Source organism: Actinorhabdospora filicis, assembly GCF_030269765.1.
In the GTDB taxonomy this organism is placed as follows: domain Bacteria; phylum Actinomycetota; class Actinomycetes; order Mycobacteriales; family Micromonosporaceae; genus Actinorhabdospora; species Actinorhabdospora filicis.
Genome location: NZ_BSTX01000001.1, coordinates 1,549,710 through 1,575,990 on the forward strand (window position 1 = coordinate 1,549,710; position 26,281 = coordinate 1,575,990).

Below are 26,281 nucleotides of genomic sequence, written 5' to 3' on the forward strand. Positions count from 1 at the left end.
GAGCGGAGGCCGCCTCCGGCTCGGGGGAAGTGTTTTGACTTCCGGGGTCCAGGGGACGGAGTTCCCTGGTGGGTCCAGGGCAAGGCCCTGGTCTGGTGCAGGGCGAAGCGCCTGCTACCCCGACCAAAACGGCCGGGAGGCGAGGTGACACCGCAGGTGTCACTCGCTTGAAAAGAAGGGCCGGGGCGCCGCCCCGGCCCCGAACCGCCCCGGCCCCGCACCGGTCCCGCGTCGCCCGGCCTCGCTCCACCCCGGCTTCTCTTCTCGGGTGCGTGGGACTTGCGGCCGTGGTTTGTCGTCTTCTCCGTTTGGTGCCCAAGGGGCTTTGCCCCCTGGACCCCCACCAGGGAACTCCGTCCCCTGGACCCCGGGAACTCAAAACACTTCCCCCGAGCCGGAAGCGGCCTCAGCTTTTGGCACCCGGTGGTGTCGTGGCCAACCGGGTTGGTTGCGCCGCCGCACGCACGCGTCCCTCGCAGACACCCGATCAAGACACTTCCCGCTCGGCGGTGCTCACCCTCGTCCGATGCCTCGCCCGGCTGGATGCGCTACGCGCCCAGCCCACCGGTCCCCGGCTTCGCCTCGGCCTTCGCCTCGACCTTCACCTCGGCCCTGCTCCCAGCCACCCTAAACATTCGCCGCAGGCGACTCATAAGACCGCCCCCGGATCCCCTTCGGACGCGTCGGCGGCTGCGTCTCCTCGCGCCCCACCGGCGGCCGACCCGCGTCGTCGTGATCGTCGTCGTCCTCGTCCCGCTCCCGCGGGACCGCCTCCGGCTCCTTCTTCTCCGCGGGCCGGTACAGCACCGGCGCGGGCTCGTCCGGCCAGCGTGGGTCGATCAGTGGGGGCTGGGACTCGGCGACCGCCGAGACCTGGCGGGGGACGCGTGGGGCCTCGGTGATCTCTCCGCGCACGGTGCGTCCGGAGGCCAGGGCGCGCAGGCGCAGGTGGCGGACGTACCAGAGCAGGAGGAGGAAGACGACGCCGAAGCCGATCCAGAACCCGGGGCCGAGGAAGACCACACCGGCGAGCTCGGCGAGGCAGACCACCAGCATCCCGATGAGGATGCGGCGGTGGCGACGTCGCCACCAGGCGCGTCGTTCGTTGTCTGCCACGTCCGTCTCACCCACCGAGCGCGAGGAAGCCTGAGCCGTCAACCGTACCGAGGCCGCGCGCGCACGGCCAGCTCGTTGCCACCCGGGTGAACTGTCGTCTGTGCGACTTTCGGGTTCATCCTCGGGCGCGCAGGCCGCTACGGTGGTCTTCTTGTCGCGACGGGAGAGGACGCGGGCGGTGGAGGCCTCGCGCTCGGCGGCGATGCGCTCACCGGCGTCGTAGCGGCGCACCAGCGCGGGCGCCAGGGCGAGTAGCCCGGCGGCCGCGAGAATCGCCAGCAGCACCGACGTCGGCATTCGCGTTCCCACCCTCCTCGCTGTTACCCGAGGGTACGCCCCCGACCCGTGCGCGGGCGCGGGTTTGGCCTCCCCCGTACCCCGAAGTGGACGGTCAGTGGGCCTTGAGCAGTCCCCGGGCGCGTTCCATCATGCCGCCCCGTTCGAGGACGTCCTCCATGGTGACGGCGTAGCCGATGTGGTCGCGCCAGGCGCCGTCGATGTAGAGGTAGCGCTCGTGCAGGGCCTCCTTGCGGAAGCCGAGTTTCTCCACCACCCGCTGCGAGGGCCGGTTGTCGGGCTGGATGTTGACCTCGATGCGGTGCAGGCCACCGCGGGAGAAACAGTGATCGACGACCAGGGCCACCGAGGTGGGGATGATGCCGAGCCCGGCGTGTCCCTTGTCTACCCAGTAGCCGATGTAGGCGGAGCGGAAGGCGCGGCGCACGATGTTGCCGACGGTGAGCTGGCCGACGAAGTTCCCGTCCCAGCAGACCGCGAAGGGCATGGCCGTCCCGGCGCGCGCGGTGCGCTTCAGCTCGCGGTGCAGGGCGCGGAAGGAGGCGACCGTGTGGGTGTCGTGCCAGCTGCCCAGGGACGTGGGCTCCCAGCGCGACAGCCAGCCCTCGTTGGCGCGGCGCAGGTCGCTCCACGCCCTGGCGTCCGAGCGCTTGTAGGGACGCAGGGACAGCCGGCCCTCGGTGAGCACGACGGGCCAGCCCATACGTTCTTCAGTCATCGGCGCCTGTCAAAGAGGAGTACGTCCACGGTGGACCCGGCGGGGGCGTTGGTGACCTTCTCCCCCAGCACCATCAGGCCGCTGGCCACCGCCAGACCGGACAGAGTGTACGGACCCCCCGACAGCGGCGCCACGGTGTACCCGCCGCCGCGGCGCTCCTGGACGTCGGCGGGCCGGAACTCCCGCAGACCCGCCGGAGACGACACCGTCTCCAGGAGGTGCGCCTTCACCTGCTGCCGGAACACCGGCTCCACCCCCGCCAGACGGCGGATGATGGGACGGGCGAAGGCCTCGAAGGCGATGAGCGCGGCGCCGGGCTCGCCGGGCAGGCAGATGATCGGGATCTCCTCGGGCCCGATCGTGCCGAAGCCCAGGGTCGAGGACGGGAAGATGGACACCGTGGCGAAGTCGACCGCCCCGTCGCGCCCGAAGGTGCGGCGGACCATGTCGCCGGGGCCGAGGCCGGTCCCGCCGGTGGTGATCACCAGGTCCGAGCGCAGGGTCTGGTCGTCGAGGACGCTGCGCAGGGCCTCCGGCTCGTCATCGCAGATGCCGATGCGGAAGGCGTGCGCGCCCGCCTCGGCGGCCGCGGCGGTGAGCGCCGGGGAGTCGACGTCGACGATCTGGCCGGGCTGGCTCATCCGCCCGGCGTCCATCAGCTCGTCGCCGGTGGCGATGATGACCACGCGCGGTTCCGGGCGCACGTGGACGTCGCTGACGCCGGAGGCGGCGAACAGCGCGATCAGGTGCGGCGTGACCTGCTGGCCCGCGCGGCCCAGGACCTGCCCGGCGGAGACCTCGTCCCCGGCCCGGCGCAGGCCGTAGCCGCGCTTGGGCACCTCCCCTATCTCCACGGTGGCCATGCCCTGGTCGGTCCACGACGTGGGGACCACGGCCTCGGTGCCGGTCGGCAGCGGCGCGCCGGCGGCCACCGAGAAGCAGGTGCCGGGCAGGATCCGCACCGGCCGCCACGAGGACGCCGAGACGTCCCCGAGGACCTTCAGCTGCACCGGCCGCCGGGGCGTGGCCGCGACGATGTCGTCGAAGCGGACGGCGTAGCCGTCCACGGTGGAGTGGTCGAACGCCGGTACCGCGCCGGGCGCGGTGACGTCGGCCGCGAGGGCGTGCCCGTGCGCCTGCGTCAGGTGCACGTCAATGGACGGCAGTGGACGCACCCGCGCGAGGGCGTCGCTGAGGAACCGCACCAGTGGCACCACTTCGTCGCCCCGCTGCGCGTCGGGATGGAGCTCAGCCATCGACGTACACCCCCAATCACCTATCCCTGAGTTTCCACGAAACGGACCAGCCAGTCCCGAAACGCGCCGAGATCATCTCGCTCGCAGGCCAGCTGCACGACGGCCTGGAGATACCCGACGGGCTCCCCGGTGTCGTAGCGCTTGCCGCGGAAGATGATGCCGTGCACGGGCGTGCCGCCGTCCAGCAGGCGCAGCATCGCGTCGGTCAGCTGGATCTCGTTGCCGCGGCCGGGCTTGGTCTCCCGGATCGCCTCGAAGATCTGCGGCGGCAGGACGTAGCGGCCGATGAGGATGAGGTTGGACGGGGCCTCGTCCACCGTGGGCTTCTCGACCAGGCCGGTCACCTCGACCACGTCGCCGTCGCCGCGCACCGCCGCCACGCCGTAGCGGTCGACGTCCTCGCGCGGGACCTCCAGCAGCGCCAGGACGATCCCGCCGGTCTCACGCTGGAGCTCCAGCATCCGCGGCAGCAGCCGGTCGCCGATCTCGGTGAACTCGTCGGCGAGCAGGACCGCGAAGGGCTCGTCGCCGACGTGCGACTCGGCGTAGGAGATGGCGTGCCCGAGACCGAGGGGCTCGCCCTGGCGGCAGGTGTAGATCTCGGCGAGGTCGCAGGGTTCGAGGATGGCGCGCAGGCGCTCCTCGTCGCCCTTCTCGGCCAGCCGGGCCTCCAGGTCGGGGCGGCGGTCGAAGTGGTCGACCATGGACGTCTTGCCGCGCCCGGTGACCAGGAGGATGTCGCGCAGGTCGGCGGCGGCGGCCTCTTCCACGATGTACTGGAGGACGGGCCGGTCCACGACCGGGAGGAGCTCTTTGGGGACGGCCTTGGTCGCCGGAAGGAATCGGGTGGCGAACCCGGCGGCCGGGATGACCGCCTTGAGTGGACGGTCCGGTGGCGTTGGCTCACGGTTCGACATGAGTGTGAGCCTACGGGTTCACCGTCCGCAGTCGCGGGAACGATCTAAGTGACGGGTGTCCGGTCGTCGGCGGCGGGCTCCTCGGCGGGCCGGGACACTCGGTAGGTGTCTCGCCCTGCGGCCTTGGCCGCGTACAGGGCCTCGTCGGCGGCGGCGAGGACGGCGGCGCCGGTCTCGCCGTGGTCGGGGAAGATCGCGATGCCCATGGAAATGGTGACGGGGATGGTGCGCTCGGGTTCGCCGTCCTTGCCGGGGATCGTGAACGCGCAGCCGCGGATGGCCTCGCCGAGGCGGCGGGCGACGGGGATGGCGCCGTAGCGGTCGGTCTCGGGCAGCAGGACCACGAACTCCTCGCCGCCGTAGCGGAAGGCGAAGTCGACCTCGCGGATCTGGGCGGTGATGCGGGAGCCGAGTTCGATGAGGACGCGGTCGCCGACGGGATGGCCGTAGGTGTCGTTGACCTCTTTGAAGCGGTCGAGGTCGATGGCGATGACGGCGGTGCGGCGGCCGAAGCGGTGGGCGCGCTCGACCTCCTTGTCCATGGTGACCTTGAGGTAGCGGTAGTTCCACAGCCCGGTGAGGGGGTCGGTGAGGGACAGCCGCTGCGCCTCCTCGTGCAGGAGGACGTTCTCCACGGCGACGGCGGCCTGCCCGGCGAAGGTGCGCAGGGTCGACAGGTCGGTGTCGTCGAACTCGTCGAAGCCGAGGCGGTCGTAGAGGGCCAGGACGCCGACGGGTTTGCCCGCGCCGTGCCCGAGGACGTCGGCTCCGGCGAAGGGCACGGCGATGTAGGTGTGACATCGGGGTTCGGAGGGCGCCAGGGGCGTCTGCTCGGTGACGCGTCCCCGGCGGGGTTCACCGGCGGCGACGATGGCGCCGAGGAGCCCCTCGCCGACGCGGATGCGCATGCCGGTGGGCGGCAGGCCGGTGTGGGTGCGCGCGACCAGCGTCAGGCCGGGGTCGTCGGTGTCCTCGTCGACCAGGAGTATCGCCCCCGCCTGGGCGCCGGTGGCGGTCATCGCGGTGGAGAGGATGACTTCGAGGATGCGGTCCAGGTCGTGCGTGGAGGACAGGGTGTCGCCGAGGAGGCCGAGGTTGCCGCGCAGCTGGTCGCGGCTGGCGGTGAGGGCCTGGACGTAGCCCTGCATCTCGCGGGTCATCCGGTTGAAGGTCATGGCGAGGGCGGCGACCTCGTCGCCGCCGCGCACGGGCACCCGGGCGTCCAGGTCACCGGCGGCGACCCGGTCGGCGGCGATGGCCAGCTCGGTCACCGGTCTCGTGGTGGATCTGGCCAGCCACCAGGCGGCCAGCACGGCCAGGATCCCGGCGGCGGCGACGGCGACCAGCAGGATCGGGTACAGCCCGGTGGGCAGGTCGCGGGTGGTGGACAGGGCCATGCGCAGGGGCTGCCCGCCCTCGGGGGCGACGACCTGGATGAGGCCGCCGTCGGCGGTGTCGCCGGGCTTGCCGGGCTCCATGTCACGGGCCTTGGCCGCCAGGGCCGCCCCGGCGTCGGCGCTGGAGACCGGCGGGTCGGACAGGATCGTCACGTCGCAGCCGGACAGGGCGGCGAAACCGTCGAGGAGGTCGGCGTCGATGGGGAAGCCCGCGCGGACCACGCCGACGGGGTTCCGGTCGCCGTCGTAGATGGTGATGTGCGCGGCGAGCGCGGCGACGGTGCCGCCGGGCCCCTTCTCCGCGCCGTCCCCGGCGGGGGCGACGGTGCCGTCGGAGCAGTCGATCCAGGAGTGGACGCGCGCGCCGTTCTGCGCGATGGTCTCGCCCTCGGCGTCCTCGACGGTGACGGTGGCGGCCAGGCCGCGGTTGGTCACGTCGTCGGCGAACTCGGCCGCGCGGGCCTGGGACAGCGAGCCGGATTCGCCGGCGAGGAGCCCGAGGGTCTGCGCGGCGGCCGACAGGCGCGTGCAGAGGGAGTCGACGGCGGTGCGCAGGCTCGCCGCGCCGTATCCGAGCCGCTCCTGGGCGCGGTTGGCGCCGACGGCGGTCACCGTGACGCCGACGAACAGCGCGCCGACCAGTACGGGCCCCAGGACGACCGCCAGGAAGGCGGCGGTGAGCCGCGCTCGCAAAGTCAAGTCGCGCTCACCCCAGTCCCACTGAGAGCCTCGTCGGTCTAGTCGCCCGCGGCCCGGAGATCACGTCGCCCACCGGTACCGTTCGCGCACGGGCCGCAGTCCGCTCGATGCAATGTAACCATCGGTCGCACTCGCCAGCACACCACGTTCAGACAACGATTGACCACCGCTCCCGGCAACGTGCGGCATTGATCCTCGGAAGGGTGATACGGATGGAATCCGACCGGAGGACCGAAAAGCGCGCTTTGCGACAGCGGTTCCTGGCCCGCCGCCGCGGGCTGTCCACCATGGAGCGTAGAGGTGCCGACCTGGAGATCCTCTCCGCCCTCGGCGCCGCCTGCGGTGATCTCGCGGCCCCCGGCGCCGACGTCGCCGCCTACGTCCCGATGGCCGATGAACCCGGTGGCGGCGACCTGCCCGAACGTCTTCGTGATCTCGGTTACGGCGTCCTGCTGCCGGTGCTGCTGCCCGACGACGACCTCGCCTGGGGACGCTATGACGGCACCCTCGTGCCCGGGCGGCTGAAGGGCCTGCTGGAGCCCCCGGGCGAGGCCGTGGAGTTCACCGCCGCGCTGGTGATCGTCCCCGCCCTGGCCGTGGCCGCCGACGGGACGCGCCTGGGCCGCGGCGGCGGGTCCTACGACCGCGCGCTGGCCCGCGTCCCCGCCGGTGTGCCGCTGCTGGCGCTGCTCGACGAGGAGGAGTTCGTGGACGCGCTGCCCGCCGAACCCCACGACCGGCGCGTCACCGCCGTGGTCACCCCGGCGGGCCACCGGCCCCTGTGAGGATGGCGTTGCTCACCACACCGGCGCCTCCGGCTGGACGATTCGCCCACCGCCCTGCACAATTAGCACTTGGCCTAGCGGAGTGCCAGTCTTTCCCGGAGGAACCGTGCCTACCTACCAGTACGCCTGCACCAACTGCGGCGAGCAGCTCGAAGTGGTGCAGAAGTTCACCGACGAGGCCCTCAAGGTGTGCCCCAACTGCTCGGGCGACCTGCGCAAGGTCTTCTCCGCGGTCGGCGTGGTCTTCAAGGGCAGCGGCTTCTACCGCACCGACAACCGCACCGGCTCCTCCAAGGAATCGGCGAAGTCGACCTCGGCGACCACCACCTCCTCCCCCGCCGCCGGCTCCGGCTCCGGCTCGGGTGAGAAGAAGGCCGAGAGCAAGCCCAAGCCGAAGAGCGACACCAAGGCCGCCTGAGCGGCGTGACACCATTTCAAGGTGACCGCCGACCTCTCTGAGCTGCGCGCCCTCCTCCTCGACCGCGACCGCCTCGTCTCCGCCGTGGCCGCCGGACGGATCAAGGGCACCGAAGCGCCTCCCCACACCCGCCTGCGCCCCGTGACGGTGAAGGCGGGCGAGGCACTCCAGCTGGAGACCTCCGACGGCGCGCGGCCCACCGTCCAGAACCTGCCCTGGACCCCCGAGACGGTCGACGAACTGCTCGCCCGGCCCTACGGCAACTGGCACGTGGAACTGACCGACGCCACCGTCCAGGTCCGGGTCACCAAGCGCGGGAAGGCGTTCCTGCACCGCACGGAGGCCTCCCGGGTCCGCGACACCTCTCACGACCGCGCCAAACCCCACCTGATCGCCCCCGACGACCCCCTCTTCGACGTGGTCGGCGGCGACGCGGCCAAACGCCGCCAGGTCGACGCGTTCCTGCACCTGGTGGACGGCTCGCTCACCGGCTCGACGCCCCTGCGCGTGGTCGACTTCGGCTGCGGCAACGCCTACCTCACCTTCGCCGCCTACCGCCACCTCGCCGCCTCGCGAGAGGTCGAGGTGATCGGCGTCGACGTCCGCGAGGACCAGCGCGTCCGCAACGGCCAGGTCGCCACCGAACTGGGCTGCGCCGACCGCGTCCGCTTCGTCGCCGACACCGCCGCGTCCGCCGACCTGCCGGGAGCCGACGTCGTCCTCGCCCTCCACGCCTGCGACACCGCCACCGACGAGGCCCTGGCCCGCGGAGTGTCCCTGGGAGCCGCGCACATCTTCGCCGCCCCCTGCTGCCACCACGACATCGCCGCCCAACTCCGCTCCGGCTCCGCCCCCGCGCCCTACGGCTCCCTCGTCCGCGACGGGATCCTCCTGGAGCGCTTCGCCGACACCCTCACCGACGCGCTGCGCGCGCTGCTGCTGCGCTCGCTCGGGTACGAGGTCGACGTCGTGGAGTTCATCGCCTCGGCGCACACCCCGCGGAACACGATGCTGCGGGCACGCCGCGCGGACGTCCCGGCGGCGCTGCGCACGGCGGCGCGGGTGGAGTACGACGGGCTGGTGGCGGCTTGGGGGGTCAAGCCGCGGCTGGCGGGGTTGCTGGGGTAGGGCTTTCGCGCGAGCTTCTTGCCGCTTCCCCCTCCTCTCCAGCCCTCCCTGTGTGGGCTGGTTGCGGGTCGCGGATCTCCTGTCGTGCGGTCTTGGCGACGGTGAACGAGGAACCTGGGGGTGTCAAGCCAAAGAGCGCGGCTTGACACCCCCAGAACCCTCGTTCATGGACCCGTCAGTCCACCCGCCAGAAGATCCCGCTTCCGGGCCGAAAGGTGGCGGGCGTGGGCTTGTCCGTCGTGGCGGCTCGTCTTGCGTCTTTCGGCCGGTCTGTGCGAGGGCCCTACAAGGCTTCGCATCGCACCCGGACCGTTTCCGGCTCGCGGCTTGTCCACGGGCCGGCTTCGACCTTGGGGTGGGGGTGGTTCTGCCGGGCGTTCGTCTCCGGCCGGGCCGGGTTGGGTTTGGGCCGGGCTCATCGACTCCGCCGACTGGGCTGGAGACTTCGGGTGCCGTCCTGGCGCGCGCTCGGGGACCTTGCCGGGGACGGGCCCGCCGTCCTACTCCCAGTGCGGCGGGCGGTCCTCCAGGTACCGGCTGTCCTCGTCGCCCCAGCCGCGGTTCTCGCCCCAGCCGCGGTCGGTGTCGTCGCGGGTCTGGTCGGGCAGGATGTCCAGGTCGTCGGACAGGTCGACCACGCGGTCGTCGTCGGGTCGGGTCACGTCTCTACTCCCACTGGTGCCGCTCGGCGTGCCTCTCGCAGCTTATCCGGGCGGGCCGGTGGGGTCTCTCCTCTCCAACATCGGTGTCCGGGGTGTCCCGGTGTGCGACCGTGTACCAAACTGGCCGCCATGAGTTCGTCCGCCGATCTGGCCCACCGGTTGCTCGTCATGCTGTGTCACCGCTACGCGTTCGGGGACGTGCGCGCGCTGGTCACCGGGCTGGAACTGCCCGCGCCGACGCTGGCGAGACTGCGCAGACTGTGCCTGTTCGGCCAGCGGCTGGCCGATCTGGACGCCGAGGACTTCGACATGGGCGGCCTGCTGGACGACGCTGGCCCCGAGCTGCGGGCGCTGGTGGTGCGCGCGCGGCGGTGCCGGATGCCACAGGAGCCGGGCGAGGTCGACCGGGGCGCGCTGAAGACGATGCGCCCGGCGTTCCGGCTGCTGCTGGAGGTCCTGGAGGCCCGGTGGCGGCGGGGTGACATGGCGGGGCTGGTCTCCTGCGCGCACATCATGTCCGAGTACCTGCCGCTGCTGATCTGGGAGTCGGTGTGGGGGCACGCGGGCGATCCCGCGCTGCTGCCGTCGACGATGGCCGTCGAGGACTCCCGCTTCGGCGACCGCGAGGCCCAGGACGAGCGCCGATGCGAACACAACCGCACCGACGCCGGCGCCACGCAGCGGTCCCTGAAGGTCGCCACCGGACCGGGTGAGGGCTGGCGCGCCTACCTCGACCGGCAGCACTCGAACGTCTCTCACGCGCTGGCGGTGTGCGCGGCGCGCTGCCGTTCGCGCTGCGGCGTCATGAACACCCTCGACGCCGATGTCGCCGAGTCGCTCGCGGTGCGCAACGGCGTCGCGCTCGCCTTCGGCGACAGCGCGCTCATCCGCCTGCGGCACGCCGCCCCGGTCGGGCACGGCTTCGGGGTGCCCTCCCGCGAGGAGGTCATGGAGGTGTGGCTGCGCAGCCGCGAGGCGATCGCCAAGCGCGGCGACATCGGCGCGGCGGTGGCCACCGAGGACGGCTTCTGCCTGCCGGGCCTGCCGAGCCTGTTCAGCGCGCTCGCGGGCGTCGAGCTGGAGGCCGACACGCTGCTGCGCGACGTCGCCGACCTGACCGTGCGGACCCTGGCGTCGGTGCGGCCGGCCCCTCAGGGCTCCGGCACGTAGGCCGAGGGGAGCGGCGCGCGGTCGCTCCACCCGAGCGCGCGGTAGAGGGCGCGGCCGTCGTCGGTGCCGACCAGCAGGCCGGTCCCGACGCCGCGCGCGCCCGCCTCCGCCAGCAGCACGGCCACCACGAGCCTGCCCAGTCCCCGGCGGCGGTGCCCGGGCTCGGTGACGATCTTGTCGAGGACGCCGAAGTCGCCCGCGAGCCCGAGCCGCCCGTACGCGGCGGCTCCCGCGGCGTCCCGGACGCTCACCGCGAGCACTCCCGGCTCCTCGCCCGCCTCGACGCTGTACCCCTCGGGCGCCGCCGGGACGTCCGTCGTGACCGGCCCGGTCATCAGGTATCCGGGCGGCCCGGGCGTCCACCCCGGCAGGGCGGCGTGCAGGTCCCCGGGCTCGGCGACGGCCTTCACCCACGCGCCGGGCACGGCGTCCACGTCCAGCGCGGGCAGGGCGCCGAGGTCGTGCAGGACGTGCCGGACGCGATGGCCCGGCTCGTCCACGTCGACGCGGAACCCGCCCGGCACGGCGACCGGGGCGGGCGTGCGGCGGGACGCGGCCCAGCCGGTGCCCCAGGCCATGACGAGCTCGGCGACGGAGGTCTCGTTGATCATCGCGCGAGCCTAACCCGCAATAGGCGAGACGGACCGTCTTGCGAACGGCGAAGGGCGCTGCTATGGTTCTCACATACGAGACGGACCGTCTCGTCTCGTTCAGTGAAGGAGCCGCAGTTGCGCACCTCGGCACTCACCGCCTCCCACCTCGTCCTCGACGGCGTCACCCGCCGCTACGGCGACCGGGTCGTCCTCGACCGGGTGAGCCTGAGCGTCAAGCCCGGCGAGAAGGCCGCCGTCATCGGCGACAACGGGGCCGGCAAATCCACCCTCCTGCGGCTGATGACCGGACGCGAGGACCCCGACAACGGCACGGTCTCCGTCCACGCCCCCGGCGGCACCGGGCACCTCGCCCAGACCGACGGGCTCCCCGCCTCCGCCACCGTCGGCGACCTCATCGACCTCGCCCTCGCCGGGCTCCGCGAGCTCGACCGCCTCATGCGCGAAGCCGAGGCCGACCTGTCGTCCCCCGCCGCCCTGGAGCGCTACGCCGCCCTCGCCGCCGCCTTCGAAGCCCGCGACGGCTACCGCGCCGACCAGCGCGTCGAGGCGATGCTGCACCACCTCGGCGGCCCCTCGCCGGACCGCGCCCGGCCCCTCGGCACCCTCTCCGGCGGCGAGCGCGCCCGCCTCAACCTCGCCGCGACCCTGGCGTCCGCGCCGGAACTGCTGCTGCTCGACGAACCGACCAACGACCTCGACGACGAGGCCGTCGCCTGGCTGGAGGACCACCTCCGCGACCACCCCGGCACCCTCGTCGCCGTCACCCACGACCGCGAATTCCTGGCACGCGTGTCCACGACGATCCTGGAAGTCGCCGAACACCGCGTCCGCCGCTACGGCGGCGGCCACGACGGCTACCTGACGGCCAAGGCAACCGAACGCCAGACCCGCCTGCGCGAGCACCGCGAATGGCGCGAGGAGATCCGCCGCCAGGGCGAGCTGGCCACGTCCAACGCCATCCGCCTGGAGGCCATCCCCCGCAAGGGCCCCTGGGCCTTCAGCGGCGCCGGAGCCTTCCGCGCCCGCTCCCGCCACCACGGCGCGATGAGCCGCGTCCGGGACGCCAGAGAACGCCTCACCCGCCTGACCGCCGCACCGAAGGAGGCCCCACCCGAACCCCTCCGCTTCAGCGGCCGTCCCCAGGGCGACGGCGTGGCCACCTCCCTGTCGGGCGCGTTCGCCCGCGGCATCCGGCTGCCCGACCTGCGCCTCGAACCCGGCGGGCGGCTACTCGTCACCGGCCCCAACGGCTCCGGCAAGTCGACCCTCCTGGCCGTACTCGCCGGCGAACTCGACGGCGGGCCGCACGCCGTCCGCCACACCGGCCGCGTCGGCCACCTCCGCCAGCGCGCCGAACCCACCACCGACGCCCGCACACTCCTGGCCGCCTACGCCGAAGGCCTGCCCGGCGTCCCCGAGGACCACGCGGACGGGCTCCTGGCACTCGGACTGTTCCACCCCGGCGACCTCGACCGTGCCGTCCGCGACCTGTCGATCGGACAGCGACGGCGACTCGAACTCGCGCGAGTGGTGGCCGCGCCGGTGGACCTGCTGCTACTCGACGAACCGACCAACCACCTGACACCGGAACTCGCCGACGAGCTGGAGGCGGCGCTGGCGGAGTACCCGGGGGCGGTGGTGCTGGTGAGCCACGACCGGCGGATGCGGCGGGGTTTTGGGGGGACGCGATTGGTGATGTGAAGGGCGGCCCGCCGCATTGGGAGTAGGACGGCGGGCCTGTCACCCGGCGAGGTCCCCCAATCGCCGCGCCGTCTCCGACCCCGGCGCCGCCGTGTACGCCACCACCAGCTGGTCGGCGTCCCCCAGCAGAGCGAGGGTCTCGTACCCGAACCCCACCCACGGGTGCCGCAGTCTCTACACCGCCACCCGCCCGCGGCAGCTCATCGCGCTCCCGACCCGCCGGGCGTGACGATGAGGGGTTCGAGGAGGCGCTTCGGGCCGCGCCGCAGGGCCACGCTCACGGGGTCGGTGGCCGGTTGGTCGGGCAGGTCGGGTCCGGGGACGATGCGCACCTCGGCGGCCGGGACCGCCCGGTCGCAGGACGGGCAGTGCGCGTAGGCGACCAGGCGCGTCTCGCACGGGTCGTGGAGGAAGGTGCGGTAGCGGCGCCCGGGCTCCCAGGCGAACTTCGTCGTCCACGCGCCGAGCGCGGCCAGCACCGGCCAGAACGCCTCGCCCATCTCGGTGAGCACGTACTCCTCGCGGGGTGGCGCGTCCTGATAGCGGCGCTTCTCCAGGACGCCCTGCTCGCACAGGTTCGCCAGGCGCTCCGACAGGACGGCGCGGGGCAGGCCGAGGTGGACGAAGAAGTCGCTGTAGCGGCGGACGCCGTAGAAGCAGTCGCGCAGGATCAGCATCGTCCAGCGCTCGCCGACCAGCTCCAGGCCGCGCGCCATGGTGCAGTCCCGCTGCGATTCGTAGTCCTTGCCGAGCGCCATGGCCGTCCTCACCTCGTGGTTTCGAGGCATCCTACCTGCTAGTTCATTCAATGAACCAACCCGGGTTCATTCACCGAACCAACAGGGCTAGTCTGACGGTTCATTGAACGAACCAGGAGGCGTCTTGTCCGCTCTCGCCCCACCCCAGACCACCGCCCGCACCGGACGCGCGCTCGCCGTGGCCGCCGCCGCGCCGCTGCTGGCCCTGTCGATCTACACCGTGCCCCTGGTCAACACCGCCGACACCGCGAAGGCGCTCGGCGCCGGGGTCACCGCCCAGACCTGGATCATGAACGGCTCGCCCTTCGGCCTGGCCGCCGTCCTGCTCGTCACCGGCAGCCTCGCCGACGCCATCGGCCGGCGGCGCCTGTTCACCTGGGGCGCCGTGGCGCTGGCCGCCGCCAGCCTGCTCGGCGCGCTCGCGCCCAACGCGGGTGTGCTGATCGCCGCGCGCACCGCGCAGGGCATGGCCGGGGCCGCGCTGATCTCGGCGAGCCTGGGCATCGTCGGGCACCTCTTCACCGACCCCGCCGCGCGCGGCAAGGCCACCGGGCAGTGGGCGGCCGCGCTGGGCGCGGGACTCACCGTCGGGCCGCTGCTCGCCGGTGGCCTGACCGCGCTGGACTGGAGCGCGGTCTACTGGCTGGACGCCGTCGCCGCCGTCGGGCTGGCCGTGGCCACCCGGGCGCTGCCGGAGTCGCGCTCGGAGACCCGCCGCCGCATGGACCCCGCCGGGATGACGCTGCTGGCGCTGGCGCTGGTGGCGCTGCTGTCGGCGGTCACCCTCGGCCGTGAGGGCTGGACCCGCCCGGCGGTGCCGGTCCTGTTCGCCGCGGCCCTGGTGCTGGCGGTGGCGTTCGTGCTGGTGGAGCGGCGGCACGCGAGCCCGGCGGTGGACCTGCGGTTGTTCCGGCAGCCGCTGTTCCTGCTGTCCACCCTCGGCGCGCTGGTCAACGGCGTGGTGATCATCGGCGTCAACAGCACGCTGGCGCTGGTGTGGCAGCACACCCACGGCTTCAGCGCCTGGTACACCGCCCTGACCTTCACCGCGTGGGCCGGGGCGAGCCTGCTGGCGGCGCTGAACGCGCGCCGGATCGGGCTGCGTCCCACGCGGCTGCTGGCCCTGGGCTTCCTAATCGCGGCGACCATCGCGGGCATCATCGGCACCGCCGCGCACTGGTCGCTGTGGCGGGTCCTGGTGGTCTTCGTGGTCTCCGGCGTCGGCGCGGGCCTGACCAACGCCGCCTTGGCGCGGCTGGCGATCGACTCGGTGCCGCCGCAGCAGGTGTCCATGGGCTCCGGCGCCAACAACACCGCCCGCTACATCGGGTCCTCGGTGGGCGTGGCGGCCTCGATCGCGGTGCTCAGCGCGAAGGGCTGGGCCGGCGGCCTGGACCTGCTGCTGGTGCTGGCCGCCGCCCTGCTGGTCGTCGCCGCGGTCGTCACCGCGCTGGTGCGGACCTCCGCCAGGTCATGATGTGCCCGGTGGCCTGGAAGGACTCGTTCCCGGCCAGGCCCCCGGTGCGCGTCTCGACCACCTCGAATCCCTCGGAGAGGTAGAGCGCCAGCGCGGCCGGGTTACCGTCCAGGACGGTGCACTCCACGGTCTCGTCGGAGCTGTTCGCGAGCGTGTGGCGCAGCAGCGCGCGACCCAGGCCCCGCCGGTACCTGGCGGGATCGACGTAGAGCCAGGTGAGCTCGGCCTCGGCGTAGGCGGCGAATCCGGCGACCTCACCGTCCTCGACGGCCACCCACAGGTCGCCGTCGAAGAGGCCCTCGCCCTCGGCGGTCTGCTCCAGGGTCAAGAACGCCTCGACCCCGGCGGAGTCGCGCAGCTCGTCGAGGCGGGCGGCGTCGTGGATGCGGGCGATGGACGGCCAGTCGGCCTCGGCGTAACGGCGGATCTCCGGCATCCGGCCATCGTCGGGCGGGCCGGACGCGCCCGGCAACCGATTTAGGCCACCACGACGACGTAGTCGGCGGTGTGGACCACGCCGCCCACCTGGAAGTCCAGGTAGAAGCGGTAGGTGCCCGGGGAGGGCGCGGTGAACCAGAACTTCACCGCCCCCTGCGCCAGCTGCGGCTCGGGGTGGACGTGGGCGAAGCCCATGTCGCCGTCGCGCAGGGCGACCAGGTGCCCGAAGGCGCCCAGGTAAGGCTCGAAGGTCCCGCCGTCGACGGTGAAGAGGATGGGGCTGGCCACGCCGACGGTGGCGGTGCCGGACATGGTCACCGTCAGCCCGCCGGGCTTGGAGACGGTCGCGGCGGGGGGCAGCGCGACGGGCTCGAAGGAGCCGGTGACGGTCAGGTCGGCCCCGAGGGTGATCGCGGTCTGGGTGCCGGCGGCGTCCACGGCGGTGAAGTCGGCGTACATGCGGTAGGGACCGGCCTCGGGCAGCTCGGTCTCCACGGTCCAGGTGCCGTCCTCGGCCATCGTGGGGTGCAGGTGGCGGTAGACGCCGAAGTCGCGGCGGACCACGAAGAAGTGCAGGGGCTTCTCGTGCACCACGGCGAAGTTCGTCTGCGGGGTGCCGTCCTTGCGCAGGATCCGGAAGGAGATCGCCTGCTTCCCGGGCTCGGCCACATCGGCGGCGGGCACGAGGGTGTAACCGGCCGCCGAGATCTCCAGGCCGCCCGCGGCGAGCCCGGACGCGCCCGAGCCGCCCCCGGTGACGCCGTGGATGTGCCCGTCGGCGGCGACCATCGGCGCGCCCGCGTTCGGGGCGGCCGACTGCTGGCCGGCGTCGGGCGGGTAGGTGGTGACTGGCCCGATGACCCGGCCGATGCCCACGCCCACGAGCAGGGCGAGGACGACTCCGCCCACGTACAGCGGCAGGCGCGGGGGCATCGGCTTCATGGGGTCGAGAGTACGCAGAGTGTCAGGAGCGGACCAGCCGGGCGATGGCGTCCGAGGCCTCTTTCACCTTGGCCGCGGCGGCCTCGGCGTCATTGCCGGCCTCCATGACGCAGTGCGAGATGTGGCCTTCCAGGAGGCTGACCGCGACCGCTTTGAGCGCCTTGTCCGCCGCCGAGATCTGGGTCAGGATGTCGATGCAGTACTCATCGCCCTCGACCATGCGCTGAAGGCCGCGCACCTGCCCCTCGATCCGGCGCAGGCGCGCCAGGAGGGCCTTCTTGTCCGTGCTGTACCAATAATCCGCCATGCCGCTCACCTCTGCCGATTCCCGGCCCTTGTCCCTACCCATATACGATACCCCCCTACAGTACCTCGCTCCGGCGTGTCATCGACGCAGCACACAGCGCGGATGACCTGTGCCATTCGGGGGTCACGACTTGATATAGGCCGCCGGTTCACCCTACTCTTGGGCGCTGTCAGCCCGGACCCCTTGCCACCACCCCGGCGGCACCGGGCGCGACCGCCGAATCGCCGCGCTGACGGTGAACCGGGGAACCAGGCAACTGGGGCGAATCCCGCGTTGGAGAACGCGAGTAGGGCGATGCTTCTTCCCGCCCGAGCCCGTCAGCTAACCCGGTAGGCGGTTCGAGGAAGAAGGAGCCGACCCCAGGTGCGAGTACGTTTCGTCGCCCTGACCGCGGCCGCGACCGTGCTGGCGCTGCTCCTAGGCAGCGCGCCCGCGCAGGCGGAACCCACCCTCGAAGAGGTGAAGAAGCAGGTCAAGGAAAAAGGCGAGGAACTCGAAAAGGTCATCGAGGAATACAACGGTGCCAAAGAGAACCTGAAGAAGGCCGAGGAGCGCCAGGGCGAGATCGAGGAGCAGCTCAAGCCGCTCTCCGACGCCGTGGCCGTGGCCCAGCTGGCCATCGACGGCATCGCCGCCAGTTCCTACCAGGGCGGCAACCTCAGCCAGGTCAACATCATGCTGTCGGGATCGCCCGACCAGACCGTCGAGCGGCTGTCCCTGCTCAGCCAGCTCGGGCAGACCCAGATCGCCGAGATCCGCGCCTTCCACGATGCCACCGACGCCCTCGCGGGCGAGCAGGCGTCCCTGCAGAGCACCATCGACGAGCAGGAGACCCTGAAGAAGGAGATCGGGACCAAGAAGGACAAGATCGAAGGCGAGCTCGGCAAGCTCAAGGACCTCCAGGCCGACCTCACTCCCGACAACCCGCCCGGCGCCCCTCCGGCGCCCGACGGCAACGCGGGCAAGGCCGTCCAGTTCGCCTACGACCAGATCGGCGACGACTACGTCTATGGGGCCGCGGGCCCCAACAGCTGGGACTGCTCGGGCCTCACCCAGGGCGCCTGGCGGGCCGCCGGTGTTTCGCTGTCGCACAACACGAACATGCAGTGGAACGAGGTCCCGCACGTCAGCCGCAGCCAGCTCGCCCCCGGTGACCTGGTCTTTTACAACAACCTGAACCACGTGGGCATCTACGCCGGGAACAACGTCATCGTCCACGCCCCCACTTCCGGGCAGAAGGTGACGACGGCGCCGCTCGATTCCATGCCGATCGTCGGTTACGGCCGCCCGGGCTGATCCGGGCACATCGCATCAAAGCCACCCGGGGGTGGTACGCTTCGGCGCTGACCCCACACTTCCTGTCACCACCCCCGGGGACCTTTGAAGGAGCCGGTCGAACATGGCCACTCCCCGGTATCTCACCGCGATCTCCAGAATCCTGATCATCGGCGGCGCCCTTCTGGCCGCCGCGCCTTCGGCGTCGTGGGCCGATCCGTCGCTCGACGACCAGATCACCAAGGCGAGCCACGATCTCGAAGTGATCGTCGAGCAGTACAACAAGACCGCCGAGGAACTCGACGCGGTCAACGAACGGGCGAAGACGGTGAAGTCGGCCCTCGGCCCGCTCAGCGCGGCCATCGAGGCCAATGACGCCGACATCTCCACCATCGCCGTCCACTACTACCAGACCGGCGGTCTCAGTACCGTCAACGCGATCTTCACCGGCGACGCCATGACGCTGGCCGAGCGGATGACCACCATGGACTTCCTGGCCTGGCGGCAGGGCACCGACCTGCGGCAGCTCCTGGACACCAAGTCCGCCCTGGAGACCGAGCAGGGCCAGATCCGCGGCCTCCGCGCCGACAAGCAGCGGCTGGAGAAGGAACTGGCCGAGAAGAAGACCGCGATCGAGGGCGAACTGGCCCGCCTCAAGCAGATGCGCGACGGCGTGTCCTACTTCGAGGGCGGCACCTACACGCTCCACTCGCTGCCCTCCGGCGGCAATGGCGCCGCGGCCGTCCGCTACGCCAACTCCGCCCTCGGCACGCCCTACCAGTGGGGCGGGTCCGCACCCGGCGGATACGACTGCTCCGGCCTCACCTCGGCCGCGTGGTCCGCCGCCGGGCGCTCGCTGCCGCACAACGCGGCGATGCAGTACGACGCCGTCCGCAAGGTCGACCGGAACGCGCTGCAGCCCGGCGATCTCGTCTTCTACTACAACGACATCCACCACGTCGGCATCTACGCCGGCGAGGGGATGATCATCCACGCGCCCCAGGAGGGGCAGGGCGTCCGCGTGTCACCGGTCGACTCGATGCCGGTCTACGGCTTCGGGCGTCCCTGACATGTGATGTTCCCGGTCATCGCGTGCCATGACGCCAGTCGTGGCGCACGATGACCGTATGAGCGACCCGAAGGCCCTCGTCCGCGAGTTCCTGACGCGCGTGCGTTCCGGCGCGCACGCGGACGAGGCCACCGACTTCATGGCCCCGCTGGTGCTGGCCCACCAGGTCGTCTCCGAGGAGACGGTCACCATCGAGCGCACCCCCGCCCAGTACGCCGGGCACGTGCGCGAGATGAAGGCCGCCTACGGCGACTTCGGTTTCGAGATCACCGAACTGCTCGCCGACGGCGACAAGGTCTACGCCCGCTGGCGCCAGACCGGCAACCACCTCGCCGACGACGACGGCCACCGCCCCACCGGCGCGCCCCTCGTCGAGATCGCCTCCGCCGTCTACCGCGTCGCCGACGGCCGCATCGTGGAGTACTGGATCCAGATCGACCGCGAGGGCCTGCGCGTCCAGCTCGACCGCGCCCGCGCGCCCCGCCCGGCCTTACCGGCGTCCCCCGGCTGGCGCCGCACCGGACACGACTCGTTCATCACCGCCGCCCTCGTCGACGGGCTCTGGTGGGTCCTGCGGCTGAACTGCTTCCCGGACCATCCCCTGTGGACGCTCTTCGCCGGCGGACGCCGCTGGGGCGACCTGGAGGAGACCCCCGCCGGCTGGACGATCCCGCGCGTCACGGACGTGCCGATGGAGTCGGTGGACGCCGCCGACGCGCTGGCGCCGGTGGCGGGGTGGGTGGCGTACGGGAGCGAGGTCGGGATGGGGTGCGACAACATTTACTGCTGCGGTTAACCGGATGCGTCAGTCGAGGCCGAGCTGGAGTTCGAGCCGCCCACCCTTGAGTTCGGCCTCCGCATAGCGCATCGTGCCGCGCCGGCCGATCGAGACGCCGTAGAAGCCGAGCCCGGCGGGCACGCCGGGGATCTCGAAGCCGAAGCCGCAGGCGGAGTAGGCGTTGCTCACCGCTCCCCTCTCCAGCCGCCCCAGAGCGACGGTGGCGTCCGCGGAGTCGGAGATGGTGACCTGGGTGCCCTCGCGGATGTCGTCGTAGCCGAGGCTGGTCGAGCACGGATCACCGTTGCCGTACAGACCCGCCATCTCGTACTCGACGTAGAGGGCGCCGAGCACGGTGAAGTGGCCCGGGTGGAAGGTCGCCACCGGCGGGTCACCGCATCCGGCGAGCAGCAGGAGCATGAGGGCGAGGACGGCGGCCGGGCGGAACCGCCTGCAGGCGTTCATCTTTCGACGCTAGAACCGCCGCCGCCCATGGCGACGCGATGATGTCCCTTTTGGACTGGATCCGGGCGCGCTTCCGCCGGATCGCACCGGCGAATCCACCGGATCTACCCGATGGCCGCCCCCGAACCGCCTACCCCGAACGGGCGAAGGGCCCCCGGCGTCGCCGGGGGCCCTTCACACGACTTCACCGCCGCTAGATCGGCGGCAGGCCCAGTTCCTCCAGGTGCTCCTCGAAGTCACCGGAGTAGTCGGCGTCGTAGCGGGCCTTGCGGCCCGTGCCGCCCTTCTGCCACGGGCGGGGGCCGGCGAGGGGCCGGTAGTTCACGCCGAGGGCGTCCAGGCGCTCGGCGTGGTGGGCGAGGCGATCCAGGATCGGCTCGGCCGCCAGGCGGTCGGGGTGGCCCCAAGCCACGTCGGCGATCACCGACAGGCGCGGGTACAGCGAGTACTCGAAGTCCTGGCGGTCCTTGGAGTACTCGCTCCACAGGGGAGAGTGCAGCCCGAGGACGCCTTCGGCGCTGGCGCCGTCGGGGATCGGCTCGAACTTCGCGATCGACTCCACCGTGTTCAGTCCGAAGATGCGCAGGGGCTCCTCGGGGTCGATGCTCTGGTAGTAGTCGAGGTAGACGTTCTTGCAGGGCGCGACCACGACCTGGTGCCCGGCGTTCAGGGCCTTCTGGACGATGGAGAAGTCGCGCCACACCATGATCGCGGCGTCGTGGGGCGCGCCGCCGTCCAGGACCTCGTCCCAGCCGATCATCTTGCGGCCGCGGGCGGCCAGGTGCTCGCCCATGACCTTGGTGAACCAGCTCTGGATCAGGTCGGGCGAGGCCAGGCCGAGCTCCGCCGCGCGCTGCTGCGCGTAGGGCGAGGTGCGCCATTCGGTGCGCGGGACCTCGTCACCGCCGACGTGGATGAACTCCGAGGGGAACACGTCCACGACGACGTCCAGGACGTCCTTGATGAAGCCGACGGCCTCATCGGTCGGGGCCAGCACCTCGTCGAAGATGCCGAAGGTGGTCGCCACGCCCTTGTCCTCACGGCCGGGGACGTCGCGGTTGCCCAGCTCGGGGTAGGCGGCCAGGACCGAGCGGACGTGCCCGGGCAGGTCGATCTCGGGGACGACCGTGATGTGCCGCTCGGCGGCGTAGGAGACGATCTCGCGCAGATCGTCCAATGTGTAGAAACCACCGTGCGGGGTCCCGTCGTGGCCGAGCCCGCTGCGGGCGTGGCCGATGACGGTCTCGGGACGCCAGGAGCCGATCTCGGTGAGCTTCGGCCAGCTGGGGATCTCGATGCGCCAGCCCTGGTCCTCGGTGAGGTGCAGGTGGAACACGTTCAGCTGGTGCAGCGCGGCCAGGTCGATCTGGCGCAGCACGTCGACCTTGGGCAGGAAGTGCCGGCCGACGTCCAGCATCATGCCGCGCCAGGCGAACCGCGGACGGTCCTCAATGGACACCGCGGGTACCTCGACCGGTGTGCCCGGGCGGACGGCGCCCTTGCGCAGGGTCGACGCGGGCAGGACCTGCCGCAGCGTCTGGACGGCGCGGACCAGCCCGGCCGGGTGGGCCGCGGTCAGGACAACGCTGTCCGGGCTCACTTCCAGCGTGTACCGCTCGGCCGCGACCGACGGGTACTCGGGCCGCTCGCCCGCCAGGGCGAACGTGATGGCGCGCCCGTCGGCGGCGGCGGTCACCGGCAGCGCGAAGCCGGTTCCGGCGCGCAGGACGTCGTGCAGCAGCCAGGCGGGCCCCTGTGCGTCACCGGCGGCGACGATGGAGACGGACCCGTCGAGAAGGAATGTTCCGGAATGTTCGGTTACCGAGAGCGGCTGTGGCACCAGCGCCAAAGACATGATCACCCCTGTGGATGTCTGTGGGTTCAGGGATCAGTTCCGGACACGGTACGACAGCTTCCGGCCCGTGGACCAGACCTGCGGCGGAAATTGTACAGAAGGTGAACCGATCTGCCCGGTAAGTGATCAACTTCGCGGTCGGTCCGTACCGCAAATGTGGCCGCCGGGGAGCTTTCAGTGATTGCCGGTGCTCGGTGCGAAACCGAGCACCCGCGCCTCAACCGCACGAAACGGTCACCATCGGGTCGGTGGGCGGACCGGCGCCTTCAGCCACGGCGAGCCGTCGTAGATGGCGGTGTCGACCGCCTTGGGCTCCTGCGCGGTGACGCTCGCGGTGGTGGCCGCGACGCCCGCCAGGACGGCCGCCGCGGCCGCGAGCGCCGCCGCGATGGTCTTGAGCTTCATGGTTCTCCGTTCCCCGGGACCGACGGTGATGTCCCCGGACGGAGTTATACGACCGGAAGGGCCCCTGAGGACACCTGTGTGTGACGCAGAGCGCAATTCCGCAACCCGGCTGAATATTCACCGGGGCAGGAAAAAGGCGCGCCCCCGCCCGGCGGCGCGCCTTTCCGGAACGCCGGCACGGCCCACCCGGCCGGCGTCCCTTGAGCGATGTCTTACGGGACCAGGTTGTACGACCTGATCACGGTCATGATCGCGGTGTTGTTGGCGGTGTCGGTCACGGTGATCCGGGTGGACACCGAGGTCGATCCCGCCGGGTGGACGAGCGAGGCCGTGCCGTGGTCGCCGACGCGGCTGACGGTCACCCAGATCCAGGTGGTCCCGCCGTCGTAGGAGACCTCGTACTTGAACTTCTTGACCTCGGGCGATCCGGTGGCGCGCACCACGTCCAGGGTGACGTCCTGGCGGACGCCGACCTTGGCGGCGCCGTTCTCGACCCCGGTGGCCGCGACGTGGACGGTGGTGAGCTGCTGAATGGTCTCGGACGCGGTGGTGGCGCTGTCGAAGCTCCACTCGCCGGTGGCCGAGGTGCCCAGGGTGGTCCAGGCGGCCGGGCGGGTCTCGGTGCAGCGGTAGACGAACCGGCCGGACAGGCCCGGCGGCAGCTCGTAGTCCGAGGCGCAGGCCGTGGGGTCCCGGTAGAGCTCGGTGCCGCCCATCAGCAGTACCGACGTGCCGGTGATCCCGGTGTTGGTGAAGGTGTCGGTGACCTGGTCGGGCCCGGAGAACATGGGCGCGATCACCGTCATCTGGTCGCCCCGCCGGATCACCGTGGCCCCGGCGGCCTGGATCGGCGCCCGGTTCCACTGGTAGGTCGTACTGGCGATCGGGCGGGTCAGCGAGCGGCTCTGCGTCTCGTAGCTATTGGCGGTGCCGAAGACGAGGTCGCTCTGCCACTGCCATCCGGTGGTGGCCTGGAAGTACTCGCGGACGGTCGAGGGCACGCCGTTGTACTGGCCGAAGGCCGCGACGGCGAAGCCCGCGCCGGGTGCGAGGGCGTAGTCCAGGCGTGTGGCGGGCGCGGTCTTGCCCTGCGACTGGTAGACCCCGGTCTCCACGGCCAGGTCGGCGTCACGCGCGTTGACCGACACGGTGTCGGGCAGGCGCCCGGAGGTCTCGCCGTAGAGGTTGTAGCGGTAGGGGCTGGTGGTGTTGTTCGGTGTGCCCGACTTGATGAGGGTGACCCGCTCGGAGTACCAGAATCCGGCCGCGGGCTGCACGGTCGTCGGGACGGTGTAGATCGTCTGCGCCGAGCCCACGGCGGTGCCGCCGAACTGGACCGAGGACGATCCGTCCAGGCTGGAGGCGGTGGTCTCGGCGTCGATGGACTGGCGCACCTCGTCGGTGCGGTCGGCCAGCGCGTAGGAGCGGCGGACGCCCTGGTTGGCGTCCCAGTTGAGGTTCACGTCGGCGCTGCCGACGGTCAGCGCCGAGGCGAAGGACGTCAGGGACGCCGCCGCGCCGTTGCTGCCGATGTTGCCGATGACCTGGTAGCGGCCCAGCGGCACGTGCGCCCGGGCCTTGCCCTGCGCGTCGATGGTGGTGATCCAGTGGGACGCGCCGGTGTCCAGGTTCAGCACGGCCGCGCCGAAGACGTCGACGGTGCTGCCGGTGCGGGCCTTGGGGGCGATGACGATGTCGTGCATCTCCGGCTCCAGGTACGCCCCGGCGACGACGCGGACGCGGACACCGGTGGTGCTGGTGGCCACGAGGTCGCCGCTGTAGGAGCCGCTGGCGGCGGACGGGGACGGCGTGAAGGTGATGTTCACGTCGACGCTCGCGCCGGGCGGGATGGTCGCCGCGGCCCGGTCGGTGGTGAACAGCCCGGCCGGGGCCTGCTCGCCGTTGGGCGCGTAGGCGGTGAAGGCGAGGCTGACGGTGACCGGGGTGGTCCCGGGGTTGTTCAGCCGCGCGGTCCTGGTGACGGCGGGCTGGGTGTGCGGGAAGGCGTACCGGCCGAAGCTGAGGCTGCCGGAGTCGCTGTAGACGGTCTGCGTGACGCCCTGCCCGATGTCGAGCCGCCCGGCGCCCTGCTGGAAGACCGTCACACCGCTGCCGATCCGCTTGCTGCTGTTCATGATCGCCGATTTCAGCTGAGCCGCCGTCCAGGCCGGATGCGACTGCTTCATCAGCGCGACCGCGCCGGTGACGTGGGGGGTCGCCATCGACGTTCCGCTGCCCTCGACGTACTTCTGCGAGGCCGGGAAGCCGAGGCCGGAGGCCAGCGCGGCGGTGATCGCCGAGCCGGGCGCGACCACGTCCGGCTTCACCGCGTAGTCCCCGAAGCGCGGGCCCTGGCTGGAGAAGCCGGAGAGACCGTCGCTCTTCGTAACACTGCCGACGGTGAGCGCGGAGTCGGCGGTGCCGGGCGAGCCGACGGTGCCGAAGGCGCCCTCGTTGCCCGCGGCGACCACGAACAGGGTCCCGGTGAGCTCGGTGATGTTGTTGATCGCCGCCGAGAGCGGGTCGGTGCCGTCGGAGGGGTCACCGGACAGGCTCATGTTGACCGCGGTGGCGTGCTGCGAGGCCGCCCACTGCATGCCCTCGATGATGTCCTCGTCGGTGCACTGCCCGGCGTTGTCGCAGACCTTGCCGATCAGCAGCTTCGCGTCGGGCGCCACGCCCCGGAAGCGGCCGTTGGAGGCGGCCCCGGATCCGGCGGTGATGGACGCGACGTGGGTGCCGTGGCCGTTGCCGTCGACGGCGGTGGGCGAGGTGTTGGTGAAGTCGTTGACCGCCAGGACGCGGTCACGGAAGTCGGGGTGGGTGAGGTCGATGCCGGTGTCCAGGACGGCGACGGTGATCCCGGTGCCGGAGTAGCCCGACTGCCAGGCGGTGTTCCCGCCGACCTGCTGGACCGACTCGTCCAGGGTCACGTGCTTCTTGCCGTTGAGCCAGACGTGGGCGATGCCGGGGCTCACCGAGCGGTCGGTGGCGCCGCCGGGCACGACCTGGTTCCAGAACGCGGTGGCCCCGGCGGCGGGCAGGCGCACGCCGTCGGCGTTGATGCTGCTCAGGGTGGCGCTGCGGGTGGCACCCGCCAGTGAGCTGGCGGAGCGGGCGGCGTAGGCGGACGCGGTGTACTGCACGATCAGTGGGAGGGTGTCCCCGGCCAGGCCGTCACGGGTGAGCGCGGTGACGTTGAACAGGCGCGGGTCGAGCGTCCCGGCGGCCAGCGGTTTGGCGGCGTCGTTCGGGACGACGTACAGCTCGGTCCGGCCGTCGCGCCTGGTGGCGAAGCGGTTGTAGCCGATGGTCTCGCGTCCGGCCCCCGGGACGAAGACGAAACGGCCGTCGGGATGAAGGGTCACCTTGTCGCCGGTGACGAGCGTGACGGTGCTGGAGGAGGCGTCCGAGCCGGCCTGCGACCACGGCGCGGCCGTTCCCTCGGCGGCGTTGGCGGCGGCGGGCGCGCCGGTCAACGCCAGTGCCGCGACCCCCAGTGCGGCCATTAACGGGCGGAACTTCACGATGCAACTCCCCGAGTTGTCGGCGTGGATCCCTGGGCTGGCGCCCACGAATGTGAGATGCGCGGGCATCGGCGGTCGGTTACCGCGATCCCGTCGCCCATTCTCAC

23 protein-coding genes, 1 pseudogene and 1 riboswitch are annotated in these 26,281 nt (G+C 71.8%); of the genes and pseudogenes, 9 read left to right on the plus strand and 15 right to left on the minus strand.

Translation table 11 applies throughout. The features are described from left to right. Positions 1-627 precede the first annotated feature (627 nt). The 5 genes from sepX to QSK10_RS07125 form a co-directional block, all read right to left on the minus strand. Positions 628-1,413: a divisome protein SepX/GlpR gene (gene sepX, locus QSK10_RS07105; RefSeq protein ID WP_285661799.1), complete on the minus strand. Its 786-nt coding sequence runs from the start codon at positions 1,411-1,413 to the stop codon at positions 628-630. A 94-nt stretch (positions 1,414-1,507) separates the two neighbouring features. Next, complete coding sequence (locus tag QSK10_RS07110; protein WP_285661800.1) at positions 1,508-2,131, minus strand: GNAT family N-acetyltransferase; 624 nt, start codon at positions 2,129-2,131, stop codon at positions 1,508-1,510. Then, positions 2,128-3,387, minus strand: a complete 1,260-nt coding sequence (locus QSK10_RS07115) for a molybdopterin molybdotransferase MoeA (RefSeq protein ID WP_285661801.1) — start codon at positions 3,385-3,387, stop codon at positions 2,128-2,130. Before QSK10_RS07115 ends, QSK10_RS07110 begins: the two co-directional genes overlap by 4 nt. 20 nt (positions 3,388-3,407) lie before the next feature. Further along, positions 3,408-4,304 carry a UTP--glucose-1-phosphate uridylyltransferase gene (locus tag QSK10_RS07120; protein ID WP_285661802.1) on the minus strand — a complete coding sequence of 299 codons (897 nt, stop codon included), beginning with the start codon at positions 4,302-4,304 and terminating at the stop codon, positions 3,408-3,410. A 44-nt stretch (positions 4,305-4,348) separates the two neighbouring features. Continuing rightward, positions 4,349-6,400, minus strand: a complete 2,052-nt coding sequence (locus tag QSK10_RS07125; RefSeq protein ID WP_285661803.1) for a GGDEF domain-containing protein — start codon at positions 6,398-6,400, stop codon at positions 4,349-4,351. A gap of 212 nt (positions 6,401-6,612) precedes the next feature. Here QSK10_RS07125 and QSK10_RS07130 point away from each other — a divergent pair, with 212 nt between their 5' ends. The 3 genes from QSK10_RS07130 (at position 6,613) to QSK10_RS07140 (ending at position 8,731) form a co-directional block, all read left to right on the plus strand. Further along, positions 6,613-7,185 carry a 5-formyltetrahydrofolate cyclo-ligase gene (locus QSK10_RS07130; protein ID WP_285661804.1) on the plus strand — a complete coding sequence of 191 codons (573 nt, stop codon included), beginning with the start codon at positions 6,613-6,615 and terminating at the stop codon, positions 7,183-7,185. Between the two features lie 106 nt (positions 7,186-7,291). Then, positions 7,292-7,603, plus strand: a complete 312-nt coding sequence (locus tag QSK10_RS07135) for an FmdB family zinc ribbon protein (RefSeq protein WP_285661805.1) — start codon at positions 7,292-7,294, stop codon at positions 7,601-7,603. Positions 7,604-7,624: 21 nt separating this feature from the next. Continuing rightward, positions 7,625-8,731, plus strand: a complete 1,107-nt coding sequence (locus QSK10_RS07140) for a class I SAM-dependent methyltransferase (protein ID WP_285661806.1) — start codon at positions 7,625-7,627, stop codon at positions 8,729-8,731. Between the two features lie 500 nt (positions 8,732-9,231). On the opposite strand, the gene QSK10_RS07145 is transcribed toward QSK10_RS07140, so the two are convergent. Continuing rightward, positions 9,232-9,393, minus strand: a complete 162-nt coding sequence (locus QSK10_RS07145) for a hypothetical protein (RefSeq protein ID WP_285661807.1) — start codon at positions 9,391-9,393, stop codon at positions 9,232-9,234. Between the two features lie 129 nt (positions 9,394-9,522). On the opposite strand from QSK10_RS07145, the gene QSK10_RS07150 reads away from it, so the two are divergent. Further along, complete coding sequence (locus QSK10_RS07150) at positions 9,523-10,563, plus strand: hypothetical protein (RefSeq protein ID WP_285661808.1); 1,041 nt, start codon at positions 9,523-9,525, stop codon at positions 10,561-10,563. Here the strand turns inward: QSK10_RS07150 and QSK10_RS07155 are convergent. Further along, positions 10,545-11,174, minus strand: coding sequence for a GNAT family N-acetyltransferase (locus QSK10_RS07155; protein WP_285661809.1), 630 nt, complete (start codon positions 11,172-11,174; stop codon positions 10,545-10,547). The genes QSK10_RS07150 and QSK10_RS07155 overlap by 19 nt on opposite strands. Positions 11,175-11,291: 117 nt before the next feature. Between QSK10_RS07155 and abc-f the strand changes: the two are divergent. Then, positions 11,292-12,906: pseudogene (gene abc-f / locus QSK10_RS07160) on the plus strand (ribosomal protection-like ABC-F family protein); the annotation flags it as partial. Between the two features lie 172 nt (positions 12,907-13,078). On the opposite strand, the gene QSK10_RS07165 reads toward abc-f, so the two are convergent. Continuing rightward, entirely contained in the window at positions 13,079-13,636 is a 558-nt protein-coding gene (locus tag QSK10_RS07165; protein ID WP_285661811.1) for a winged helix-turn-helix transcriptional regulator, read from the minus strand. A gap of 124 nt (positions 13,637-13,760) precedes the next feature. On the opposite strand from QSK10_RS07165, the gene QSK10_RS07170 reads away from it, so the two are divergent. Next, positions 13,761-15,113, plus strand: a complete 1,353-nt coding sequence (locus QSK10_RS07170) for an MFS transporter (protein ID WP_285661812.1) — start codon at positions 13,761-13,763, stop codon at positions 15,111-15,113. Here QSK10_RS07170 and QSK10_RS07175 read toward each other — a convergent pair. Genes QSK10_RS07175 through QSK10_RS07185 form a run of 3 tightly spaced genes read right to left on the minus strand, consistent with a single transcriptional unit; the run spans position 15,079 to position 16,800 of the window. After that, a complete protein-coding gene (locus tag QSK10_RS07175) occupies positions 15,079-15,549 on the minus strand; it encodes a GNAT family N-acetyltransferase (RefSeq protein ID WP_285661813.1) in 471 nt (156 codons plus the stop codon). The two genes, QSK10_RS07170 and QSK10_RS07175, sit on opposite strands and share 35 nt — an antisense overlap. Positions 15,550-15,590: 41 nt before the next feature. Further along, positions 15,591-16,493 carry a DUF8832 domain-containing protein gene (locus QSK10_RS07180; protein ID WP_285661814.1) on the minus strand — a complete coding sequence of 301 codons (903 nt, stop codon included), beginning with the start codon at positions 16,491-16,493 and terminating at the stop codon, positions 15,591-15,593. A 22-nt stretch (positions 16,494-16,515) separates the two neighbouring features. Further along, positions 16,516-16,800: a metal-sensitive transcriptional regulator gene (locus QSK10_RS07185; protein WP_285661815.1), complete on the minus strand. Its 285-nt coding sequence runs from the start codon at positions 16,798-16,800 to the stop codon at positions 16,516-16,518. 204 nt (positions 16,801-17,004) lie between these two features. After that, positions 17,005-17,152, plus strand: a riboswitch (cyclic di-AMP (ydaO/yuaA leader). Between the two features lie 11 nt (positions 17,153-17,163). On the opposite strand from QSK10_RS07185, the gene QSK10_RS07190 reads away from it, so the two are divergent. The 3 genes from QSK10_RS07190 to QSK10_RS07200 all read left to right on the plus strand — a co-directional run bounded on the left by QSK10_RS07190 (position 17,164) and on the right by QSK10_RS07200 (position 19,940). Then, positions 17,164-18,096, plus strand: coding sequence for a C40 family peptidase (locus QSK10_RS07190; RefSeq protein ID WP_285661816.1), 933 nt, complete (start codon positions 17,164-17,166; stop codon positions 18,094-18,096). Between the two features lie 103 nt (positions 18,097-18,199). Then, a complete protein-coding gene (locus QSK10_RS07195) occupies positions 18,200-19,144 on the plus strand; it encodes a C40 family peptidase (RefSeq protein WP_285661817.1) in 945 nt (314 codons plus the stop codon). Between the two features lie 58 nt (positions 19,145-19,202). Then, the gene (locus QSK10_RS07200) at positions 19,203-19,940 is read left to right on the plus strand and encodes an ester cyclase (RefSeq protein WP_285661818.1); all 738 of its coding nucleotides are present in this window, start codon (positions 19,203-19,205) and stop codon (positions 19,938-19,940) included. A gap of 9 nt (positions 19,941-19,949) precedes the next feature. Here QSK10_RS07200 and QSK10_RS07205 read toward each other — a convergent pair whose 3' ends face one another. The 4 genes from QSK10_RS07205 to QSK10_RS07220 all read right to left on the minus strand — a co-directional run bounded on the left by QSK10_RS07205 (position 19,950) and on the right by QSK10_RS07220 (position 26,174). Further along, the gene (locus QSK10_RS07205) at positions 19,950-20,387 is read right to left on the minus strand and encodes a hypothetical protein (protein WP_285661819.1); all 438 of its coding nucleotides are present in this window, start codon (positions 20,385-20,387) and stop codon (positions 19,950-19,952) included. 193 nt (positions 20,388-20,580) lie between these two features. Continuing rightward, a complete protein-coding gene (locus QSK10_RS07210) occupies positions 20,581-22,242 on the minus strand; it encodes a beta-N-acetylhexosaminidase (protein WP_285661820.1) in 1,662 nt (553 codons plus the stop codon). 234 nt (positions 22,243-22,476) lie between these two features. Next, positions 22,477-22,647 (minus strand): hypothetical protein, encoded by a 171-nt coding sequence (locus QSK10_RS07215; RefSeq protein ID WP_285661821.1) that lies wholly within the window; start codon positions 22,645-22,647, stop codon positions 22,477-22,479. A 212-nt stretch (positions 22,648-22,859) separates the two neighbouring features. Beyond that, on the minus strand, positions 22,860-26,174 hold the full coding sequence (locus QSK10_RS07220; protein WP_285661822.1) for a S8 family peptidase: 3,315 nt from the start codon (positions 26,172-26,174) through the stop codon (positions 22,860-22,862). Positions 26,175-26,281 lie beyond the last annotated feature (107 nt).

Bases quoted from the DNA above. Each gene is read 5' to 3' on its own strand.
- sepX (WP_285661799.1), bottom strand. From the start codon at position 1,413: ATGCCGACGTCGGTGCTGCTGGCGATTCTCGCGGCCGCCGGGCTACTC.
- QSK10_RS07110 (WP_285661800.1), bottom strand. From the start codon at position 2,131: ATGACTGAAGAACGTATGGGCTGGCCCGTCGTGCTCACCGAGGGCCGG.
- QSK10_RS07115 (WP_285661801.1), bottom strand. From the start codon at position 3,387: ATGGCTGAGCTCCATCCCGACGCGCAGCGGGGCGACGAAGTGGTGCCA.
- QSK10_RS07120 (WP_285661802.1), bottom strand. From the start codon at position 4,304: ATGTCGAACCGTGAGCCAACGCCACCGGACCGTCCACTCAAGGCGGTC.
- QSK10_RS07130 (WP_285661804.1), top strand. From the start codon at position 6,613: ATGGAATCCGACCGGAGGACCGAAAAGCGCGCTTTGCGACAGCGGTTC.
- QSK10_RS07150 (WP_285661808.1), top strand. From the start codon at position 9,523: ATGAGTTCGTCCGCCGATCTGGCCCACCGGTTGCTCGTCATGCTGTGT.
- QSK10_RS07155 (WP_285661809.1), bottom strand. From the start codon at position 11,174: ATGATCAACGAGACCTCCGTCGCCGAGCTCGTCATGGCCTGGGGCACC.
- QSK10_RS07165 (WP_285661811.1), bottom strand. From the start codon at position 13,636: ATGGCGCTCGGCAAGGACTACGAATCGCAGCGGGACTGCACCATGGCG.
- QSK10_RS07175 (WP_285661813.1), bottom strand. From the start codon at position 15,549: ATGCCGGAGATCCGCCGTTACGCCGAGGCCGACTGGCCGTCCATCGCC.
- QSK10_RS07180 (WP_285661814.1), bottom strand. From the start codon at position 16,493: ATGAAGCCGATGCCCCCGCGCCTGCCGCTGTACGTGGGCGGAGTCGTC.
- QSK10_RS07185 (WP_285661815.1), bottom strand. From the start codon at position 16,800: ATGGCGGATTATTGGTACAGCACGGACAAGAAGGCCCTCCTGGCGCGC.
- QSK10_RS07195 (WP_285661817.1), top strand. From the start codon at position 18,200: ATGGCCACTCCCCGGTATCTCACCGCGATCTCCAGAATCCTGATCATC.
- QSK10_RS07200 (WP_285661818.1), top strand. From the start codon at position 19,203: ATGAGCGACCCGAAGGCCCTCGTCCGCGAGTTCCTGACGCGCGTGCGT.
- QSK10_RS07205 (WP_285661819.1), bottom strand. From the start codon at position 20,387: ATGAACGCCTGCAGGCGGTTCCGCCCGGCCGCCGTCCTCGCCCTCATG.
- QSK10_RS07210 (WP_285661820.1), bottom strand. From the start codon at position 22,242: ATGTCTTTGGCGCTGGTGCCACAGCCGCTCTCGGTAACCGAACATTCC.
- QSK10_RS07215 (WP_285661821.1), bottom strand. From the start codon at position 22,647: ATGAAGCTCAAGACCATCGCGGCGGCGCTCGCGGCCGCGGCGGCCGTC.